Here is a 19,839-nt window from a genome sequence, read left to right as displayed (position 1 = left end):
TCCCTCTAATTTTGACTGTGAGAACCAGAAAAGTAAAACTTATGGCAACTTTGGCGACAAAAAAGCGTCAATAAATTGCCAAAATACTTCCAATTGCGCTCATTGCTGCTATTTGATGTAGCATTGGTGTCAAAATGAGTCATAAATGGCCTTAAGGGACGAATAATAATGAACCAACTGGCGTCGAATTTGATAGAAATTCGCGGGATGAGTTTTACCCGTGGAGAGCGCCCTATATTCACTGATATCAATATGACGGTTCCACGCGGCAAGGTGACTGCGATTATGGGGCCTTCCGGGATTGGTAAAACCACATTGTTACGCCTAATTGGTGGACAATTGACACCTGATACCGGTGAAATCTGGTTCGATGGTGATAATATTCCAGCGCTTTCGCGTCAGCGTTTGTATGATGTGCGCAAGAAAATGAGCATGTTGTTTCAATCGGGGGCACTGTTTACTGATTTAACCGTATTTGAGAATGTGGCTTTCCCATTACGCGAACACAGTCATTTGCCGGAAGAGTTGCTACACAGCACCGTCATGATGAAGCTGGAAGCTGTCGGTTTGCGCGGTGCTGCTAACTTGATGCCAGCCGAGCTTTCCGGTGGTATGGCGCGGCGTGCTGCATTGGCGCGGGCGATTGCTCTTGATCCTGAACTGATTATGTTTGATGAGCCTTTTGTCGGGCAAGATCCGATTACGATGGGCGTACTGGTAAAATTGATTGATGAGCTGAATCATGCGCTGGGAGTCACTTGTGTGGTGGTCTCCCATGATGTGCCCGAGGTGCTTAGTATTGCTGATTATGCCTATATCGTTGCTGATCAACATGTTATCGCCGAAGGGACGCCTGAGCAGTTACAAACGAATGGTGACACGCGGGTGCGCCAGTTTCTTGATGGCATTGCCGATGGGCCGGTACCTTTCCGTTTCCCCGCCGGGGATTATAAAACTGAGCTGCTTTACACCAAGTAATTGGCGTTGCAGGACGGCCGCAAGCTAGCACGCGTGCAGGTTCAAATACGAAAGGCATAGGCTGATGGAGTATTCATGTTAGTACAGGCGTTAGCGTCTTTAGGGCGCAGAGGCATTAATGTCTGCGTATCCTTTGGTCGCGCAGGTTTAATGCTGTTCAATGCCCTTATCGGGCGGCCCGAACCGCGAAAACAGTGGCGATTGCTCGTAAAACAGCTGTATAGCGTTGGAGTGCAATCGTTACTGATTATTGTGGTTTCTGGCCTGTTTATCGGCATGGTTTTGGGGTTGCAGGGCTTTTTGATCCTCACGACCTACAGTGCTGAGGCCAGTCTTGGCATGATGGTCTCCTTATCGCTGTTGCGTGAACTGGGACCTGTGGTGACCGCACTGCTGTTTGCCGGCCGCGCCGGTTCAGCGCTGACTGCGGAAATCGGTTTGATGAAGGCTACCGAGCAGATTTCCAGCCTGGAAATGATGGCTATCGACCCCCTGCGGCGGGTGGTTGCACCCCGCTTCTGGGCGGGGCTTATCAGTATGCCACTGTTGACCGCTATTTTTGTGGCCGTCGGTATTTGGGGCGGTTCAGTGGTCGGGGTTGATTGGAAGGGAATTGATGCGGGTTTCTTCTGGTCAGCGATGCAGAATGCCGTCGAGTGGCGGACAGATTTACTGAATTGCCTGATTAAGAGTCTGGTATTTGCGATTACCGTGACCTGGATTGCGCTGTTCAATGGTTATGATGCGATCCCAACGTCTGAAGGGATTAGCCGGGCAACGACCCGTACCGTGGTGCATTCATCACTGGCGGTATTGGGATTAGATTTTGTGCTGACAGCACTGATGTTTGGGAATTGAGTCGATGCAAACGAAGAAAAGTGAAGTCTGGGTAGGGGTGTTTATACTGATCGCTATTCTGGCTGTGGTATTTCTCTGCCTGAAAGTTGCGGATATCAAGTCAGTAGGCAATCAACCGACGTACCGCATTTATGCAAATTTTGACAATATCGGCGGGTTGAAAACCAATTCACCCGTCAAAATTGGCGGCGTGGTCGTAGGCCGGGTGGCGGAAATTACGCTGGATACTAAAAACTATACGCCGCGTGTTGCGATGGATATTCAGCAACGTTACAACCATATCCCGGACACCAGCTCACTGGCTGTACGCACTTCGGGTTTATTGGGTGAACAATTTCTGGCATTGAGTGTGGGTTTTGAAGATCCTGAAATGGGGACCGGTATCGTGAAAGATGGTGGCATAATTCAAGACACCAAATCTGCGCTGGTTCTGGAAGACCTTATTGGTCAGTTCCTGTACAAGAGTGGGGGGGGCAATTCCGATACACCAACTGGCGAGGCAGCCGCTCCAACGGCTGCGGCACCCGTACCTGCTGAAAATGGCAGCTTACCTGCAACGCAACATCCTTAAGAGGGTATTTGAATGTTTAAACGTTTACTTATGGTCGCCTTGTTGGTCGTCGCACCTTTGGCTAATGCGGTCGATCAGACCAACCCATACCGCATGATGGATGAAGCAGCGCAAAGAACCTTTACGCGACTGAAGAACGAGCAGTCGCAGATTAAGCAGAATCCCGATTATTTGCGTACCATCGTGCGTGAAGAGCTGCTGCCATTTGTTCAAATCAAGTATGCCGGTGCATTGGTGTTAGGCAGCTACTATAAAGCCGCGACGCCCGCGCAACGCGAAGCCTACTTTAATGCTTTCAGCCAATATCTGGAGCAGGCATACGGTCAGGCATTGGCGATGTACCACGGCCAGACTTACGATGTTGCCCCAGACCGGCCGTTGGGTGAAGACAATATCGTTGCCATTCGTGTCACTATTCTCGATCCGAATGGCCGCCCACCGGTTCGCCTCGATTTCCAGTGGCGTAAAAACAGCCAGACCGGTCACTGGCAGGCTTATGACATGATAGCCGAAGGGGTGAGCATGATCAGCACCAAGCAAAATGAGTGGGCCTCTATCCTGCGTCAGCAAGGGATTGATGGCCTGACTCTACAGTTGTTGAGCGCTGCGAAACAGCCTATTACCTTAGATAAACCCTAATTATGGCAGACAAACTAAGCTGGCTGTCTCAGCAGGAGACCTTGATACTACAAGGTGAATTGGATCGTGAAACGTTACTCCCGCTTTGGCAGCAACGTGAGGTGTTGCTGGCGGATAAGACGCATATCGATGTCAGCCAATTACAGCGCGTCGATTCATCCGGTTTGGCATTACTGGTGCATTTTCGTGAACTGCGTGCCAGGCAAGGTGTCTCATTAACTGTCATCGGTGTCAGTGATCGGCTTTCGACCTTGATTGAGCTGTACAATCTCCAGCACATCATCCCGGTGGAAACGGCCCTCTAGAGAGTTAAGTGAGCGGTTATTTGTGCCGTCGTTTATCTAAAAGATAACGTTTTTCAGGCCCCTGTGAGTATTTATGACGCAGGGGCTTTTCTTTAGTTTCGGAGCAAGCCGTATTCCACTAATATGTTTGGCTGGCTATGCTCCTCTTAAAATAGACTGAATCTTATGGATACTAACGAAATTAAAGACGTGCTGATGAATGCGTTAGCACTGCAAGAAGTTCATGTAACGGGTGAAGGCAGCCACTTTCAAGTGATTGCGGTGGGTGAATTGTTTGCTGACATGAGCCGGGTGAAACAACAGCAGGCTGTTTATGCGCCGCTGATGGAATATATCGCTGATAACCGTATTCATGCCTTATCAATCAAGGCTTATACGCCGCAAGAGTGGCAACGGGATCGCAAGCTAAACGGTTTTTAATACTGTCGGCTGATGGGCTGTCCGGACGTGTCGTAAACAGCTTATCAGGCGGGCAGTGAATTCGAATTTGACACTAGTATTTTGACAACAACTGAGAGTGGTCATAATGGATAAATTTCGTGTAGAGGGGCGGACTTGCCTGAGCGGTGAAGTCACTATTTCTGGTGCGAAAAACGCCGCGTTACCCATATTGTTCGCCGCTTTATTGGCGGAAGAACCGGTAGAGTTGCAAAACGTCCCAAAGCTTAAAGACATTGATACCACTATCAAGCTACTGAGCCAATTGGGTACTAAAATTGAGCGTGATGCTTCCGGCTCTGTTTTTGTTGATGCCAGTGGTGTTGATGAGTTTTGCGCGCCTTATGATTTGGTAAAAACCATGCGTGCTTCTATCTGGGCACTGGGGCCGCTGGTGGCGCGTTTTGGTAAAGGGCAAGTTTCCTTACCGGGCGGCTGCGCTATCGGCGCACGTCCGGTTGACTTGCATATCACCGGTTTGGAACAACTGGGTGCAGAAATTAAGCTGGAAGAAGGCTACGTTAAAGCATCCGTTAATGGGCGCTTGAAAGGCGCACATATCGTCATGGATAAAGTCAGCGTTGGCGCGACCGTCACCATTATGAGTGCTGCGACACTGGCTGAAGGTACTACCGTAATTGAGAACGCGGCCCGTGAACCGGAAATCGTTGATACAGCGAATTTCCTAAATACGCTGGGTGCCAAAATTAGTGGCGCAGGTACTGACCGTATTACTGTCGAAGGCGTGGCTCGCTTGGGTGGCGGCGTATACCGCGTGTTACCTGATCGTATCGAAACCGGTACTTTCCTGGTTGCTGCGGCCATTTCAGGTGGCAAAGTCGTTTGTCATCAGACTCGCCCTGATACGTTGGATGCGGTATTGGCTAAGTTGCGTGAAGCTGGTGCGGATATTGAAGTTGGTGATGACTGGATTAGCCTCGATATGCACGGTAAACGCCCTAAAGCCGTTACCTTGCGCACCGCGCCGCATCCGGGGTTCCCGACTGACATGCAGGCCCAGTTTAGTTTATTGAATCTGGTGGCTGAAGGTACGGGTGTTATCACTGAAACTATCTTTGAAAACCGTTTCATGCATGTACCTGAGCTTATTCGTATGGGCGCACATGCAGAAATCGAAAGCAATACCGTGATTTGCTATGGTGTCGAGCAGCTTTCCGGAGCGCAGGTGATGGCGACCGATTTGCGAGCTTCTGCCAGCTTGGTATTAGCCGGTTGCATCGCGGAAGGGGTGACGATTGTTGACCGGATCTATCATATCGACCGTGGCTACGAGCGTATCGAAGATAAATTGCGTGCCTTGGGTGCCAAGATTGAGCGTATAAAAGGCGAATAAACCCGCTAAAACGCAAGAAAAACAGATGCCAGCCGATGATACCGAGCTGGCTATTTTTTTTAAGCCGATGAACCTTACCGCTGTGCCGTTGGCTGCTGGCCCAGCACGGCATTCTGATCTAACTCACTGATAATAATCTGCGTTGTGAGCTGCTGACCATGGCGTAATAACAGAACAGGAATTGTGGTGCCAGGGCGGATTTCTGCCACCTGATCCATAGTTTCTATAACGGATGTCGCTGGCTTATTATTAACGCTAAGAATGATATCGCCAATTTGTAGACCTGCCTCGGCCGCCGGACCGTGTTCTGATATGGCATTGACCTTAATTCCGTGTATCCGATCTGCACTATTTCCGCTGGCATTGAAAGGCGGATATTCCTCACCGGTAATCCCAATATAACCACGGATAACCCGCCCGTCACGGATGAGTTTCTCCATCACTTTAGTCGCCAACGCGGTCGGAATGGCAAAGCCAATACCTTCCGGTATCTCACCATTGCTACTTTTATCAAACGAGAGGGTATTAATCCCCATCAGCTCGCCCAATGTATTCACCAGCGCACCACCGGAATTACCCTGGTTGATCGAGGCATCGGTCTGAAGGAAATTTTGTCGCCCGGAGTCACTTAAACCAATACGCCCGGTGGCACTGATAATCCCCTGAGTCACGGTCTGTCCAAGGTTATAAGGATTACCGATTGCCAGTACCACATCACCAATGTGCGGCGTGCGGTTAATATTTATGGGAATAATTGGCAGATTGGCGGCATCAATTTTCAGAACAGCTAAATCAGTCAGGCTATCTGAGCCAACCAGTAATGCTTCGTATATGCGGCCATTTTGTAATGCCACAATGATCTGTTCTGCATTATTGATAACGTGTTTATTGGTAAGGATATAGCCCTTATCACTCATAATCACGCCAGAACCTAGCGTTCGGATGGCCAGCCCCTCCTGCGAGGAACCCAGACTGCGGTTGTACACATTCACTACCGCAGGTGCTGCGCGGCGTACTGCCTGGTTATAACTGGCAGGAACCTCGTCATCTAAACTATTGCTATCGCCAGAAAATAAGTGGCCAGGATTGCGAAGCATAGGCATTGCGACCAGCAAGATACCGGCAATAATTAGCCCCAAAATAATAGAACGCAATAGCTTAAGAAACATAAGGTTTAAGGCGTGAATGGATAGATGACAGGAGAATAGCATGAGTTTGGCGGACACAGCATTGTGCTGTGTCCGATTTTTCTGCAAATTACCGTATTAATAGGTAAATATTCTCTTCACCGCGCACGATATTCAGTGCGATGACAGCCGGTTTCGCTTCGATAGCTTTGCGTAACTGGGTAATGTCCTGAACACGCTCACGGTTTACAGCAATAATTACATCGTCTTTTTGTAAGCCAGATTGCGCAGCTGGTGAGCCTTTGATGATGCTCTCAACTTTGATACCTTTGCTGCCACCTTTGATCTCGCCATTGCTCAGGGATGCGCCCTGTAACGAGGGTGATAAGGTATCCGCGCTGGTTGAGGTCGGGCTGCTGTTTTCCAGTGTGACAGTCACCTCAAGCGGCTTACCTCCGCGCAGCAAGCCTACTTTAATGGCTTTGCCCGGCCCGGTGGTGCCGACTTTGGCGCGCAACTCAGCAAAGCTGCTGATTGGCTTGCCATCGACAGAAATCAACACATCACCTGATTTGATACCGGCTTTAGATGCCGCAGATTTTGGCAATACTTCACTGACAAAAGCGCCACGCTGCGCATCAATATTGAAGGCTTTTGCCATATCCGCAGTCATTTCAGTACCACGAATCCCCAGCAGACCGCGTTTGACTTCACCAAATTCGATCAACTGCTGGCTGAGGTTCTGTGCCATATTGCTTGGAATTGCAAAGCCGATACCGATATTACCGCCGCCTGGAGCTAAAATGGCGGTGTTAATACCAATCAAATCACCATTGAGGTTAACCAACGCACCGCCTGAGTTACCGCGGTTGATGGAGGCGTCAGTCTGGATAAAGTTTTCTAACCCTTCCAGATTCAAGCCACTGCGACCCAATGCAGAAATAATCCCTGATGTGGCCGTTTGCCCCAGACCAAATGGGTTACCTACCGCGACTGCAAAATCACCTACGCGCAAATTATCAGAGTCAGCCATTTTGATCGCGGTCAGATTTTTGGCATCAGTTAACTGCAATAACGCGATATCGGTTTGCTCATCACGGCCTAACAGTTTGGCATCATATTCGCGACCATCATTGAGCTGCACACGAATTTTATCCGCGTTATTGATAACGTGGTTATTGGTCAGCACATAGCCTTTTTCGGCATTAATAATCACACCAGAACCCAGCCCCTCGAATGGGCGGTTAGTCTCTTTCCCCGTTGGCGCATTTGGGCCAAAGAAGAACTTGAACTCTTCGGGTAAACGTTGTTGCTGAGCCTGGGTGCCAGAGACATGCACGCTGACAACTGCGGGTAACACTTTCTCCAGCATCGGTGCCAGACTAGGTACCGCCTGACCAGCAACCGCTGCGGGAAGTGCTGCTGCGTTCACCATTGGGGCAGCAGCGAAGCCTAAGGCGACGCTCATTGCCAGCGCACTAAGAAATAATGATTTCTTCTTCATTGGTTTAAACTCTCTCAATACCTAACGGTGAATGAATAGGGTGGATAGCTGCTACAGGCTATTGTAAATTCAGACTCTGAATGAGCTGAAAAATTCACTTATTTCAAAAGGCTACTGCGGCTTTAACATCAGTATATAACGTACCGCTTGATATAAGGGCCAGGATAAGGCAATTCAAGGAGAGGTAAGTATAGAAGTGTAAATGTGCTGGCCACAGTTTTGTAGCCAGCATGATGGTATGTGTTTAATCGCGGGTTTGGTGTTCCGGACGCAGTAAACCTGATGCTCCTTCCGAGTAATCACGCGGTGGCATTTTTACCGGTGCTTGATCGTTATCGGCTTCAGATTCAGTCACACGGTAGCGGAACGGATTATCCTGTAATGGTAAGTCAGGCAATAAGTTATTGGAGCTTTTCGCCATATGCTGATAGAGCTGGCGATAATCACGAGCCATGTTATCGAGCAATTCAGCACTGCGGGCGAAGTGCCCAACCAGTTCTTGACGATACTCTTCCAGATCTGTTTTGCTCTTCTCCAACTCATTTTGCAGCACTTGCTGCTGACGCAATTTGCGGTTGCCAAAGCGCATAGCTACCGCGCCAATCACAACACCAACAACCAACCCAATAAGCGCGTACTCCCAGGTCATGATGACTCCTTATTTTGACTTCATTGTTCAGCAGGACTTTTTCACTTAATAATACCCACTATAACCGTTAACCTTGTCTGAGTGGAATCCTGATGCAACATTGCCTATGGTTATCAGGCTTTTTTCACAGCAACAGAGTCGGTAAATGCTGCGATTGCCCGATAAATCAGCCAGAAAGTACCGCAAAAAGTAGCTAACTATTTTATCAGGGATTGTTGATAAACATGCAACCGAGCACACCTACAGCACTTTACCAGCAGGCACTTGATGCTGGCGACTACCAACCTGACGAGGTTCAACGGCGCACCGTGGCGCGGTTGGAGACTCTTTATCAGGAATTCATTCAGCGCCAAAATACGCCACCGGCCAGTGTGGGCTTACGCAGGCATCTGCATCGTTTGATTGGCAAGCCAACGCCGCGCACACCCGTGCGCCCGATTCAGGGCTTATACATGTGGGGCGGGGTTGGGCGGGGGAAAACCTGGCTAATGGACCTATTTTTCCACAGCTTGCCGGGTGATCGTAAGCTTCGCCTGCATTTTCATCGTTTCATGCTACGGGTTCATCAAGAGTTAACCGAGCTACAAGGCCATGAAAATCCATTGGAAATTGTTGCCGATGGCTTTAAAAGCCAAACCGACATTCTCTGCTTTGACGAGTTTTTTGTCTCAGATATTACTGATGCCATGATACTGGCAACATTATTGGAAGCCCTTTTTGCGCGAGGCATCACGCTGGTGGCCACGTCCAATATTCCGCCAGATAACTTGTACCACAATGGATTACAGCGCAGTCGCTTCTTGCCAGCCATCGCGTTGATTAAGCAATATTGTGATGTCATGAACGTGGATGCCGGTATCGACTACCGGCTGCGCACGTTGACTCAGGCAAACCTGTATCTGACACCACTGAATGCGCAAACAGAGCAGATGATGGCGCAGATTTTCGTCAAACTCGCGGGTAAAGAGGGGGAACGTGCGCCGATATTGCAGGTAAATCACCGGCCTTTGCCTGCGATCTGTGTGGCACAAGGGGTTCTGGCGGTTGATTTCCATACATTATGTGAAGAGGCTCGCAGCCAGTTGGATTACATTGCTTTATCCAAACTTTATCACACGGTATTGCTGCACAACGTCCATAGTATGGCGACGCGAGATGAGAATACGGCGCGGCGTTTTCTGGCTCTGGTGGATGAATTTTATGAGCGGCGAGTGAAGTTGGTTATTGCTGCGGAGGCACCCATGTTTGAAATTTACTGCGGCGAGCGGCTTAAATTCGAATATCAACGTTGTCTGTCGCGGTTGCAAGAGATGCAAAGTGAAGAGTATCTTTCGTTACCCCATTTGCCGTAATCGCGGTTATCTGCGCCGTTGTGGTTCACTTTCTGGCGGTAGAAATGTTATTCTACTTCGGGCGATTTTCCTTCGCCCTTACTTAACATGTTTAATTTATACTTTTCTCGTCAAAAACAGTTCGATCTTTAACGTCGACTTCTCTATAATCTTGCGACCCCACGTTACAACAAAGTTTTTTTCCCAAAAACTTTGATAGTGCCAGCATTGGCTATTCGAAGGGGTAGGTTTGCTGGACTGATGGTCGTGTGAGCCTCAACTGTTTTTGAACGTTTGGGTGTTCACCAACGTGTAACTTATTAATTGGGTAAGCTTTTAATGAAAACTTTTACAGCTAAACCAGAAACCGTAAAACGCGACTGGTATGTTGTTGATGCGGATGGTAAGACCTTAGGTCGCCTCGCAACTGAACTGGCAAGTCGTTTACGCGGCAAGCACAAAGCGGAATACACCCCGCACGTCGATACTGGTGATTACATCATCGTTCTGAACGCAGAAAAAGTTGCTGTAACCGGTAACAAGCGTACAGACAAGATCTATTACCGTCACACCGGCTATGTCGGTGGTATCAAACAGGCGACCTTTGAAGAGATGATTGCCCGCAGTCCTGAGCGTGTGATTGAAATCGCGGTTAAAGGCATGTTGCCGAAGGGGCCGCTGGGCCGTGCTATGTTCCGTAAACTGAAAGTTTACGCGGGTACTGAGCACAATCATGCGGCACAGCAACCGCAAGTTCTGGACATTTAATCGGGATTATGGCAATGGCTGAAAATCAAAACTACGGCACTGGTCGCCGCAAAAGTTCTGCTGCACGCGTCTTTATCAAGCCGGGTAGCGGTAATATCGTTATTAACCAACGTACCCTCGAACAGTACTTCGGTCGCGAGACTGGCCGCATGGTCGTTATGCAGCCTCTGGTACTGTTAGATATGGTTGGTAAGTTTGACCTGTACATCACTGTTAAAGGTGGTGGTATTTCTGGTCAAGCCGGTGCTATCCGTCACGGTATTACTCGTGCACTGATGGAATATGACGAGACTCTGCGCCCTGAACTGCGTAAAGCAGGCTTCGTAACGCGTGATGCGCGTGAAGTTGAGCGTAAGAAAGTGGGTCTGCGTAAAGCACGTCGTCGTCCGCAGTTCTCCAAACGTTAATTTTTTGCCTTTACGGTATCAGATTAATGGTAAAAACCCGGTGTCTCACCGGGTTTTTTTATGCCCGAAAAATACCTTTCTACCGTTCTATTTACTTTCTTTTCGCCGTTAACTTATTGTCAGATAGACAATTGATCATCAAATCGTGCCTCCAGCCCCACAAAACATGCAAAATCTGGTAAACTATTATCCACTTTTGTGCCTGTTCGGTGAACTGTTGGCGTCCGTATCTCTCCCTGGCTGAATTCTTATCTCACCCAAGGTTCATTTACGGTAACGGCGGTCAAGATTGCGAACCGGCGGTAAAACGACTCAGGATAGCCACCTCACCGTGGGCTATTCGCACTGTTTTCTAGATAATCTTGGAGGTTTTCATGGCTGTCGCTGCCAACAAACGTTCGGTAATGACGCTGTTTTCCGGCCCGGCCGACATCTTTAGCCATCAAGTACGTATCGTACTGGCGGAGAAAGGTGTCAGTGTTGAGATTGAGCAGGTTGAAGATGATAATCTGCCGCAGGACTTGATTGACCTCAACCCCTACCGCACCGTCCCTACTTTGGTTGATCGTGAGCTGACTCTGTATGAATCCCGCATTATCATGGAATATTTGGATGAACGTTTTCCTCATCCGCCATTGATGCCGGTTTATCCTGTCGCGCGTGGTAGCAGTCGTTTGATGATGAACCGCATTGAACAGGATTGGTATTCCCTGCTGGCGAAAATTCAGAAAGGGAATGCGCAGGAAGCTGATGCGGCCCGTAAGCAGTTACGCGAAGAGCTTCTGTCTATCGCACCGGTATTTAATGAAATGCCTTTCTTTATGAGCGAAGAGTTCAGTCTGGTCGATTGCTATCTGGCTCCGCTGCTGTGGCGTTTACCGCAGTTAGGTATCGAGTTTAGCGGTGCGGGTTCTAAAGAGCTTAAAGGCTATATGACACGCGTGTTTGAGCGTGATGCGTTCCTGGCGTCACTGACTGAAGTTGAGCGTGAAATGCGCCTGTCAACTCGGGGTTAATCATCATGGAGATGTCGGATATGTCTCCGCGCCGTCCTTACCTGTTGCGCGCATTTTACGAGTGGTTGATTGATAACCAACTGACGCCACATCTGGTCGTGGATGTTACCCGGCCAGGCGTTTCGGTGCCGATGGAGTTTGCCCGCGATGGGCAGATTGTATTGAATGTGGCACCGCGTGCCGTGGGTAATCTGGAACTGGGTAATGATTGTGTGAGTTTTAATGCCCGTTTCGGTGGTGTACCTCGTCAGGTTGTCGCCCCCATGGGGGCTGTGATGGCAATCTATGCGCGTGAAAACGGCTCCGGCACGATGTTCGAGCCAGAAGCTGCGTATGATTCTGATGCTGATGGTAATTTTGACAGTATCGAACAAGACGATAACGAGAATATGCCAGCTGATAATCTGGTGCTGGTCACCGATGACATCAGAGCGTCACAGGACGATGATAACTCACCGGATGATGAACCGCCGCAACCGCCACGCAGTAGTGGCCGTCCGGCTTTGCGGGTTGTTAAGTAACGCACCGCAGTTATTTTCCGGTCAGTATTACCTACCCAATAAGGGCGGCATTTGCCGCCCTTATCATATCAACTGAACCATTAAGATAACTTTTTCAATTCAGCCAGGCAGCTATCACGCTGACTCATCATATCGTTGTTTTTGATAGTCGATAAGGTATGAGAAGCGCGTTGTTGGAAGCTGGTTTTTGCCGCGCTATCTTTGGCATCTGCCGGTGCGGTGCAAATCTCTGATAATGGCAATGTTTTGCTGTTACTCACGGCTTTTAACACCGCGGCCGGGTTATAAATTAGCGCAGAAGAGAGAGCTGATTTGACCTCTGCGGTAAACTTCGCATTACCACCATCAGCCAGTTTGGGTGCCATTGCAATCCAGTTATCATCACCTAACTTGATATTGTTCTCGAGCGCCGGTAGTTGCCCCGATTTTGCCAGTTCCGCCACCACAGCCCGAGCACCTCGAGCCTCAATGTTATAACCAACTTCTTGATAATTAAGCGACATTGCTAATGCACTGCCGCTGATCGCCAGCAAGCCACCAGCAATAAAAAGTAAGTGAGATTTCATAACAGATAATCCTTTATTTAAAACAAGGCGTAATAATAAGACCAGCCATGAGATTCGGCCAACAGCCTAAGAAAATACAAACTTGGTCTTTACTATAGCGCTTAAAGCATAAAATGCTGCAAATAAGGCGACTGAGATTGTTACAAAATCTTGAATGAGAGTGGATATGCAGTGGAAAATAGCAATAAAAAGGGCTGGATAACCAGCCCTCGATGTCTTTGGATGTATATAACAGGACTTTTGGTATCAGACTTCCAAATAATTCATGATGCCTTCAGCGGCTTTGCGGCCTTCAGCAATGGCAGTCACCACTAAATCAGAGCCACGGACGATATCGCCACCGGCAAATATTTTTGGGTTACTGGTCTGGAAGGCATTATCAGTGCGCTCTGGTGCCACGACACGGCCTTGTTTATCCAATGTGACGTCATGAGCGGCCAACCATTCCATGCTGTGTGGGCGGAAGCCAAATGCCATGACCACAGCATCTGCTGGCAGAATATGTTCTGAACCTGGGATTTGCTCAGCCATGCGACGCCCCTGTGCATCAGGTGCGCCCAGTTGGGTACGAACCATCTTCACGCCACTGACCTTACCGTTACTGTTCACTTCAATGCTCAACGGTTGCAGGTTGAATTTAAATTCGACCCCTTCCTCGCGGGCATTCTTCACTTCCCGCTTGGAGCCCGGCATGTTGGCTTCATCACGGCGATAGGCGCAAACTACGTCCGTTGCCCCTTGGCGAATGGAGGAACGTACACAGTCCATCGCGGTATCACCACCACCCAGCACCACGACACGTTTACCTTGCATATTGATATAAGGCTCGTGAGGTGCAGCATCGTAACCCATCAGCTGCTTGGTATTGGCGATCAGGAATGGCAGCGCATCATACACACCAGATGCATCTTCGTTTTCCAGTCCACCCCGCATGGATTGGTAAGTACCCACACCGAGGAACACCGCGTCATACTCTTGCAGCAGCGCATCCATCGTGATGTCTTTGCCAACTTCAGTATTCAACTTAAATTCGATACCCATCTCGGAGAAGATTTTGCGCCGCTTAATCATCACCTCTTTTTCCAGCTTAAAGGCCGGAATACCAAAGGTCAGCAAGCCACCAATTTCTGGATGACGGTCAAACACCACCGCTTGTACACCGTTGCGTGCTAATACGTCGGCACAGGCCAGCCCGGCAGGGCCAGCCCCAATCACCGCCACACGTTTACCGGTCGGGTGAACATGAGACATATCAGGTTTCCAGCCCATCTCAATGGCTTTGTCACTGATATAGCGCTCGATGTTACCGATGGTCACCGCGCCGAACTCGTCATTCAGAGTACAAGACCCTTCACACAAGCGGTCTTGCGGGCATACGCGGCCACAAACTTCTGGCAAGCTATTGGTTTGATGGGCAAGATCCGCGGCTTCCATAATTCGCCCTTCGTTGGCCAGTTTCAGCCAGTTAGGGATGTAGTTATGCACCGGGCATTTCCATTCGCAATAAGGGTTACCGCACGACAAACAGCGGTCTGCCTGTGCTTTAGCCTGTGTTTCCGAGAATGGCTCGTAAATCTCAACAAATTCAATTTTACGGATCTTTAGCGGCTTTTTCGGCGGATCTACGCGCTGTAGGTCGATAAACTGATAAACATTCTGACTCATTTCAACCCCTTACTGCGCTTGAACCCGCAACTCAGCGGCGGTTCGGCTACGGTGGCCCAACAGTGCTTTCACATCGCTGGATTTCGGTTTAACCAAAGCAAACTTGGTCACCCATTCCGCCCAGTTAGCCAGAATTTCTTCACCACGGCTAGAACCCGTCAACTGTACATGCTCAGTGATCAGGCCGCGCAAATGTTCTTCATGGATTGCCAGTTGATCAACATCCAGAACCTCAACCAGCTCAGGATTAACACGTTTACGGAATTCACCATCTTCATCAAGGACATAAGCGAAACCACCGGTCATACCTGCACCGAAGTTAATTCCGGTACGGCCCAGTACGCAGACAATCCCACCGGTCATATATTCACAACCGTTATCGCCGATACCTTCCACGACGGTAATTGCCCCGGAGTTACGTACCGCGAAACGCTCACCGGCCCGGCCAGCAGCGAACAACTTGCCGCCAGTGGCACCATACAGGCAAGTGTTGCCGACAATGCTGGCTTCGTGGCTGCGGAAGTTAGAACCGACAGGAGGGCGCACCGCAATGCGGCCACCGGCCATGCCTTTACCGACATAGTCGTTGGCATCGCCGGTTAGGGTCAGCTCAACGCCACCGGCATTCCACACGCCAAAGCTCTGACCGGCAGTGCCGGAGAAGTAGGCTTTGATCGGGTCAGTTACCATGCCCTGATCGCCATGTTTGGTGGCAATCGCGCCGGATAACGCCGCACCCACGGAGCGGTCGGTGTTGCGGATATCAAAGTAAAACGTCTTGCTCTGTTTGGCTTCAATGTAGGGTTCAGCTTGCGCCAATAACTCTTTGTTCAATACGCCTTTATCGAACGGCGGATTATTTTCGGTGCAATACAGTGCCTTACCCGGATGCGGCGTAGCGGTTTGCAGCATTGGCGACAGATCCAGTTTATTTTGCTTGGCAGAGATACCATCAAGTTCCAGCAGCATATCGGTGCGGCCAATCAAATCAACCAGTTGGCTGACACCCAGCTCGGCCATGATTTCACGGGTTTCCCGCGCGATAAACTGGAAGTAGTTAACCACCCGTTCAGGCAAACCGTGATAATGGTCACGGCGCAGTTTTTCATCCTGAGTTGCTACACCGGTGGCGCAGTTATTCAGGTGGCAAATACGTAAGTATTTACAACCGAGTGCCACCATAGGGCCGGTACCGAAGCCGAAGCTTTCTGCACCCAGAATCGCGGCTTTAACAATATCAACACCAGTTTTCAGACCACCATCCACTTGCAGGCGGATTTTATGGCGCAGGCCGTTGGCAACCAGTGCTTGTTGTGTTTCCACCAGCCCCAGTTCCCACGGGCAACCCGCATATTTCACTGAGGACAGCGGGCTGGCACCGGTACCACCGTCGTATCCTGCAATAGTAATCAGGTCGGCATAGGCTTTTGCTACACCGGTTGCAATGGTGCCAACACCGGGTTCAGAAACCAGTTTCACCGAAATCAGTGCTTTCGGGTTGACCTGTTTCAAGTCGAAAATGAGCTGTGCCAAGTCTTCGATTGAATAAATATCATGGTGCGGTGGTGGGGAAATCAAGGTCACACCAGGCACGGAATAACGCAGTTTGGCGATATACGGCGTGACTTTATCACCCGGTAATTGGCCGCCTTCACCCGGTTTCGCCCCTTGTGCCACTTTGATCTGGATAACATCGGCGTTCACCAGATACGCCGGTGTGACACCGAAACGGCCTGATGCCACCTGCTTGATACGGGAAACCTTATTAGTGCCATAGCGCGCAGGGTCTTCACCGCCTTCACCGGAGTTAGAGAACCCGCCGAGGCTGTTCATGGCGATGGCTAATGATTCATGGGCTTCTGGGCTGAGTGCGCCGATGGACATGGCGGCAGTATCAAAGCGCTTGAACAGTGATTCGGCCGGTTCAACCTGATCTACCGGGATCGGCGTGCCTTGCGGTTTAATGGCTAACAGATCGCGCAAAGTGGCAATCGGGCGCTCATTCACCAGCTTGGCGTAAACCTGATAATCACTGTATTCGCCGCTGTGAACCGCAGTTTGTAAGGTGCTGACCACATCCGGGTTATATGCATGGTATTCGCCGTTGTGGACAAATTTCAGTAACCCGCCCTGATCCAGTGGCTTGCGTTTCAGCCAGGCACGTTTGGACAGATTCTGTAAATCCTGTTGGAAATCACTGAAACTGGCTCCGCCGATGCGGCTAACCACGCCCTGGAAACACAGGTTGGTCAGGTCACGATGCAGGCCAACGGCTTCAAACAGTTTGGCGCAACGGTATGATGCCACGGTTGAAATGCCCATTTTGGACATGATTTTGTACAGCCCTTTATTGATACCGTTACGATAGTTCAGCATCACATCGCGATACTTCTTATCAATAGCTTGGGTATCAACCAATTTAGCCAGTGATTCATAAGCTAAATAAGGGTAAATCGCAGTAGCACCAAAACCGAGCAATACCGCGAAGTGATGTGGGTCGCGGGCGCTGGCGGTTTCAACAATAATGTTGGCATCGCAACGCAGGTTTTTTTCTACCAGGCGAGTCTGGATAGCACCCACTGCCATAGGAGCCGGCACCGGCAGGCGGTTAGGCGCAATGGCACGGTCTGATAGCACCAGCATCACGGCACCATCACGCACTTTACGTTCTGCTTCTTCGCATAACGCCAGCACCGCTTGTTCTAAATCAGTCTCAGCCGGATCAAAAGTCAGATCCAGCCGATCAGCGCGGTAGTATTCCCCTTCCAGCGTGGTTAACTGCTGGAAGTCAGAGAACAGCAAGATCGGCGATTTAAAGCTCAGACGGTGCGCCTGACCTTCGGCTTCGCAGAATACGTTCATTTCACGGCCAATACTGGTGGCGAGTGACATGACGTGCGCTTCTCGCAGCGGATCAATTGGTGGGTTGGTGACTTGCGCAAATTGCTGGCGGAAGTAATCGTAAATAATACGAGGGCCGCTGGAAAGCACGGCAAACGGGGTGTCATCCCCCATTGAGCCGGTGGCTTCCTGACCAATTTCACCCAACACGCGGATGACTTGATCCAGCTCTTCGCTGCTGTAACCAAATTGCTTCTGATAAGTTTCCAGTGTCGAGTCATCTAACTCGCGGCTACCTACTTGATCTTCAGGCAGATCTTCGAATGGCACCAGACGCTTAACGTTCTTCTCCATCCACTCTTTATACGGGTGGCGGCTTTTCAGATCGTTATCGGTTTCGGCAGAATGCAGGATCTTGCCGCTGCGGGTGTCGATCACCATCAGTTCACCAGGGCCGACGCGACCTTTTTCAATCACTTCATCGGGCTGGTAATCCCAGATACCGACTTCAGAAGCGCAGGTGATGAGTTTATCTTTGGTGATGACATAGCGCGCCGGGCGCAGGCCATTACGGTCAAGGTTACAGGCAGCATAGCGGCCATCTGACATCACAATCCCGGCCGGGCCATCCCATGGCTCCATATGCATGGAGTTGAAGTCAAAGAAGGCGCGCAGGTCGGTATCCATATCCGGGTTGTTCTGCCAGGCCGGTGGCACTAACAGACGCATGGCACGGAGCAGGTCCATCCCGCCGCTGAGGAACAGTTCCAGCATGTTATCCAGTGAACTGGAGTCCGAGCCGGTCTCATTGACGAAAGGAGCCGCATCCTGCAAATCGGGGATTAATGGTGTTTTGAATTTATAAGCCCGCGCCCGTGCCCATTGGCGGTTACCGGCGATGGTATTGATTTCGCCGTTGTGGGCCAGATAACGGAATGGTTGAGCCAGCGGCCAGCGCGGTACAGTGTTGGTTGAGAAGCGCTGATGGAACAGGCAGATAGCCGACTCCATGCGCAGGTCAGCCAAATCAAGATAAAAACGGGGCAGATCCGCAGGCATACATAAGCCTTTATAGATCGTCACCAGATTAGAGAAACTACATACGTAGAAATCTTTATCTTCTGAAATACGCTTTTCGATACGGCGACGCGCCACAAACAGGCGGCGTTCCATATCACGTGGACGCCAGCCAGCAGGGGCGTTCACAAAAATCTGTTCAATCCGAGGCAGGGAGGAGAGGGCAATTTCACCGAGAACATCCGGGTTGGTCGGCACTTCACGCCAGCCGATAATCGACAGCGTTTCGTTTTGCAATTCTTCTTCTACAATGCGGCGGCTTGCCTTGGCGAGTTCTTCGTCCTGACTGAGAAACATCATGCCGACGGCATAGTTTTTGGCCAAACGCCATCCGCGTTCTTCAGCGACCATCCGGAAAAAGCGATCCGGTTTTTGTAATAACAGGCCACAACCGTCGCCGGTCTTGCCATCAGCAAGTATCGCGCCACGGTGTTGCATGCGGGCCAGTGCGTGTATTGCGGTACGCACGACCTTATGGCTAGGTTCGCCTTCTATGTGGGCGATTAGGCCGAAACCACAGTTGTCCCTCTCAAGGGATTTATCGTACAACATATCAGTGAACCTCCCCAGGCTCTGCGAGACTCTCACAAACCGACTCCAGAAGGCCATCTCGACATCAGGCGGGCTGGGCTGACAGGCGCGTATTTCGCGACAAATCTGCTTTTCCGCCCTCCGCCAATGGCCTCTTGTGACGGTTCTCACAAGTGGTATAAGACTTGTTTTAAGAGGGAGTCTTAAATTACTGCATAATTATGACTAGACGTTTGCCCGTCTAGAAAGCTTCCAGCGGACTTCCAACTTAGCGAGAAAGAATACTCAGGTCAAATATAGGCTTAAGAACTATCTTTAAGGTAATAAATGATTACATCATTATGATAAATATAATTTTATTGGTGTTTTTTCTTGATCCTGGACGGGTAGTGTTAGGTCTTAAAATGTGAGCTGTCTCACTATAGGGCAATCGTCAAATCTCTGCACCATGCTAGTGCTGGTGGTGATGTTGGAGTTATATACTGTTATTTATGTATTTATTGGAATTTAAAACTATTTTTCACTGAATTGTAATAGAAGCACTATGAGCTTGGCTGAAATAAGAAAATTTAATCATCGGTCAAGTGATTTTATTTTCGTTTATAGTGAATGATTATGCGCAGCTGCACCCAAGGGGGTGGGAGTTGATCTCTGTCATCGCGAATTGTATCGCTAGCGGGTAGCCTTAAGCTC

18 protein-coding genes are annotated in these 19,839 nt (G+C 49.8%); 12 read left to right on the top strand and 6 right to left on the bottom strand.

What is annotated here, in order from left to right:
- Positions 1 to 168 precede the first annotated feature (168 nt).
- From mlaF to murA, 7 genes are all read left to right on the top strand, one after another.
- On the top strand, positions 169 to 978 hold the full coding sequence (mlaF, locus tag YALDO0001_RS07075; protein WP_004701368.1) for a phospholipid ABC transporter ATP-binding protein MlaF: 810 nt from the start codon (positions 169 to 171) through the stop codon (positions 976 to 978).
- Between the two features lie 75 nt (positions 979 to 1,053).
- Complete coding sequence (mlaE, locus tag YALDO0001_RS07070) at positions 1,054 to 1,836, top strand: lipid asymmetry maintenance ABC transporter permease subunit MlaE (RefSeq protein WP_042839537.1); 783 nt, start codon at positions 1,054 to 1,056, stop codon at positions 1,834 to 1,836.
- A 4-nt stretch (positions 1,837 to 1,840) separates the two neighbouring features.
- Positions 1,841 to 2,407 (top strand): outer membrane lipid asymmetry maintenance protein MlaD, encoded by a 567-nt coding sequence (mlaD, locus tag YALDO0001_RS07065; protein WP_004701364.1) that lies wholly within the window; start codon positions 1,841 to 1,843, stop codon positions 2,405 to 2,407.
- A 12-nt stretch (positions 2,408 to 2,419) separates the two neighbouring features.
- Positions 2,420 to 3,046: a phospholipid-binding protein MlaC gene (gene mlaC, locus YALDO0001_RS07060; RefSeq protein WP_004701362.1), complete on the top strand. Its 627-nt coding sequence runs from the start codon at positions 2,420 to 2,422 to the stop codon at positions 3,044 to 3,046.
- Between the two features lie 2 nt (positions 3,047 to 3,048).
- Positions 3,049 to 3,351, top strand: coding sequence for a lipid asymmetry maintenance protein MlaB (gene mlaB / locus YALDO0001_RS07055; RefSeq protein WP_004701360.1), 303 nt, complete (start codon positions 3,049 to 3,051; stop codon positions 3,349 to 3,351).
- A gap of 165 nt (positions 3,352 to 3,516) precedes the next feature.
- A complete protein-coding gene (gene ibaG / locus YALDO0001_RS07050; protein WP_004701358.1) occupies positions 3,517 to 3,771 on the top strand; it encodes a BolA family iron metabolism protein IbaG in 255 nt (84 codons plus the stop codon).
- 106 nt (positions 3,772 to 3,877) lie between these two features.
- Positions 3,878 to 5,143, top strand: a complete 1,266-nt coding sequence (gene murA / locus YALDO0001_RS07045; RefSeq protein ID WP_004701357.1) for a UDP-N-acetylglucosamine 1-carboxyvinyltransferase — start codon at positions 3,878 to 3,880, stop codon at positions 5,141 to 5,143.
- 74 nt (positions 5,144 to 5,217) lie between these two features.
- Here the strand turns inward: murA and degS are convergent, their stop codons facing one another.
- From degS to zapG, 3 genes are all read right to left on the bottom strand, one after another.
- Positions 5,218 to 6,312, bottom strand: coding sequence for an outer membrane-stress sensor serine endopeptidase DegS (gene degS, locus YALDO0001_RS07040; protein WP_004701355.1), 1,095 nt, complete (start codon positions 6,310 to 6,312; stop codon positions 5,218 to 5,220).
- 88 nt (positions 6,313 to 6,400) lie between these two features.
- Positions 6,401 to 7,774, bottom strand: a complete 1,374-nt coding sequence (gene degQ, locus YALDO0001_RS07035; RefSeq protein ID WP_004701353.1) for a serine endoprotease DegQ — start codon at positions 7,772 to 7,774, stop codon at positions 6,401 to 6,403.
- 244 nt (positions 7,775 to 8,018) lie between these two features.
- Positions 8,019 to 8,423 (bottom strand): Z-ring associated protein ZapG, encoded by a 405-nt coding sequence (zapG, locus tag YALDO0001_RS07030; RefSeq protein ID WP_004701352.1) that lies wholly within the window; start codon positions 8,421 to 8,423, stop codon positions 8,019 to 8,021.
- A gap of 224 nt (positions 8,424 to 8,647) precedes the next feature.
- On the opposite strand from zapG, the gene zapE reads away from it, so the two are divergent.
- From zapE to sspB, 5 genes are all read left to right on the top strand, one after another.
- Positions 8,648 to 9,775, top strand: coding sequence for a cell division protein ZapE (gene zapE / locus YALDO0001_RS07025; protein ID WP_004701349.1), 1,128 nt, complete (start codon positions 8,648 to 8,650; stop codon positions 9,773 to 9,775).
- Between the two features lie 318 nt (positions 9,776 to 10,093).
- On the top strand, positions 10,094 to 10,522 hold the full coding sequence (rplM, locus tag YALDO0001_RS07020) for a 50S ribosomal protein L13 (RefSeq protein ID WP_004701348.1): 429 nt from the start codon (positions 10,094 to 10,096) through the stop codon (positions 10,520 to 10,522).
- A gap of 14 nt (positions 10,523 to 10,536) precedes the next feature.
- Positions 10,537 to 10,929: a 30S ribosomal protein S9 gene (gene rpsI / locus YALDO0001_RS07015; RefSeq protein ID WP_042547043.1), complete on the top strand. Its 393-nt coding sequence runs from the start codon at positions 10,537 to 10,539 to the stop codon at positions 10,927 to 10,929.
- Between the two features lie 374 nt (positions 10,930 to 11,303).
- On the top strand, positions 11,304 to 11,945 hold the full coding sequence (sspA, locus tag YALDO0001_RS07010) for a stringent starvation protein SspA (RefSeq protein ID WP_004701343.1): 642 nt from the start codon (positions 11,304 to 11,306) through the stop codon (positions 11,943 to 11,945).
- 5 nt (positions 11,946 to 11,950) lie between these two features.
- The gene (gene sspB, locus YALDO0001_RS07005; RefSeq protein WP_004701342.1) at positions 11,951 to 12,466 is read left to right on the top strand and encodes a ClpXP protease specificity-enhancing factor; all 516 of its coding nucleotides are present in this window, start codon (positions 11,951 to 11,953) and stop codon (positions 12,464 to 12,466) included.
- A gap of 80 nt (positions 12,467 to 12,546) precedes the next feature.
- On the opposite strand, the gene YALDO0001_RS07000 is transcribed toward sspB, so the two are convergent.
- The 3 genes from YALDO0001_RS07000 to gltB all read right to left on the bottom strand — a co-directional run bounded on the left by YALDO0001_RS07000 (position 12,547) and on the right by gltB (position 19,167).
- A complete protein-coding gene (locus YALDO0001_RS07000) occupies positions 12,547 to 13,032 on the bottom strand; it encodes a hypothetical protein (RefSeq protein ID WP_004701340.1) in 486 nt (161 codons plus the stop codon).
- Between the two features lie 246 nt (positions 13,033 to 13,278).
- Entirely contained in the window at positions 13,279 to 14,697 is a 1,419-nt protein-coding gene (locus YALDO0001_RS06995; RefSeq protein WP_004701338.1) for a glutamate synthase small subunit, read from the bottom strand.
- A 9-nt stretch (positions 14,698 to 14,706) separates the two neighbouring features.
- Positions 14,707 to 19,167, bottom strand: coding sequence for a glutamate synthase large subunit (gene gltB / locus YALDO0001_RS06990; RefSeq protein WP_042839536.1), 4,461 nt, complete (start codon positions 19,165 to 19,167; stop codon positions 14,707 to 14,709).
- Positions 19,168 to 19,839: the final 672 nt, after the last annotated feature.

Source organism: Yersinia aldovae ATCC 35236, assembly GCF_000173735.1.
Classification (GTDB): Bacteria; Pseudomonadota; Gammaproteobacteria; order Enterobacterales; family Enterobacteriaceae; genus Yersinia; species Yersinia aldovae.
The sequence above is the reverse complement of the archived record's forward strand: the minus strand, read 5'-3'. Positions and strand labels throughout refer to the sequence as shown.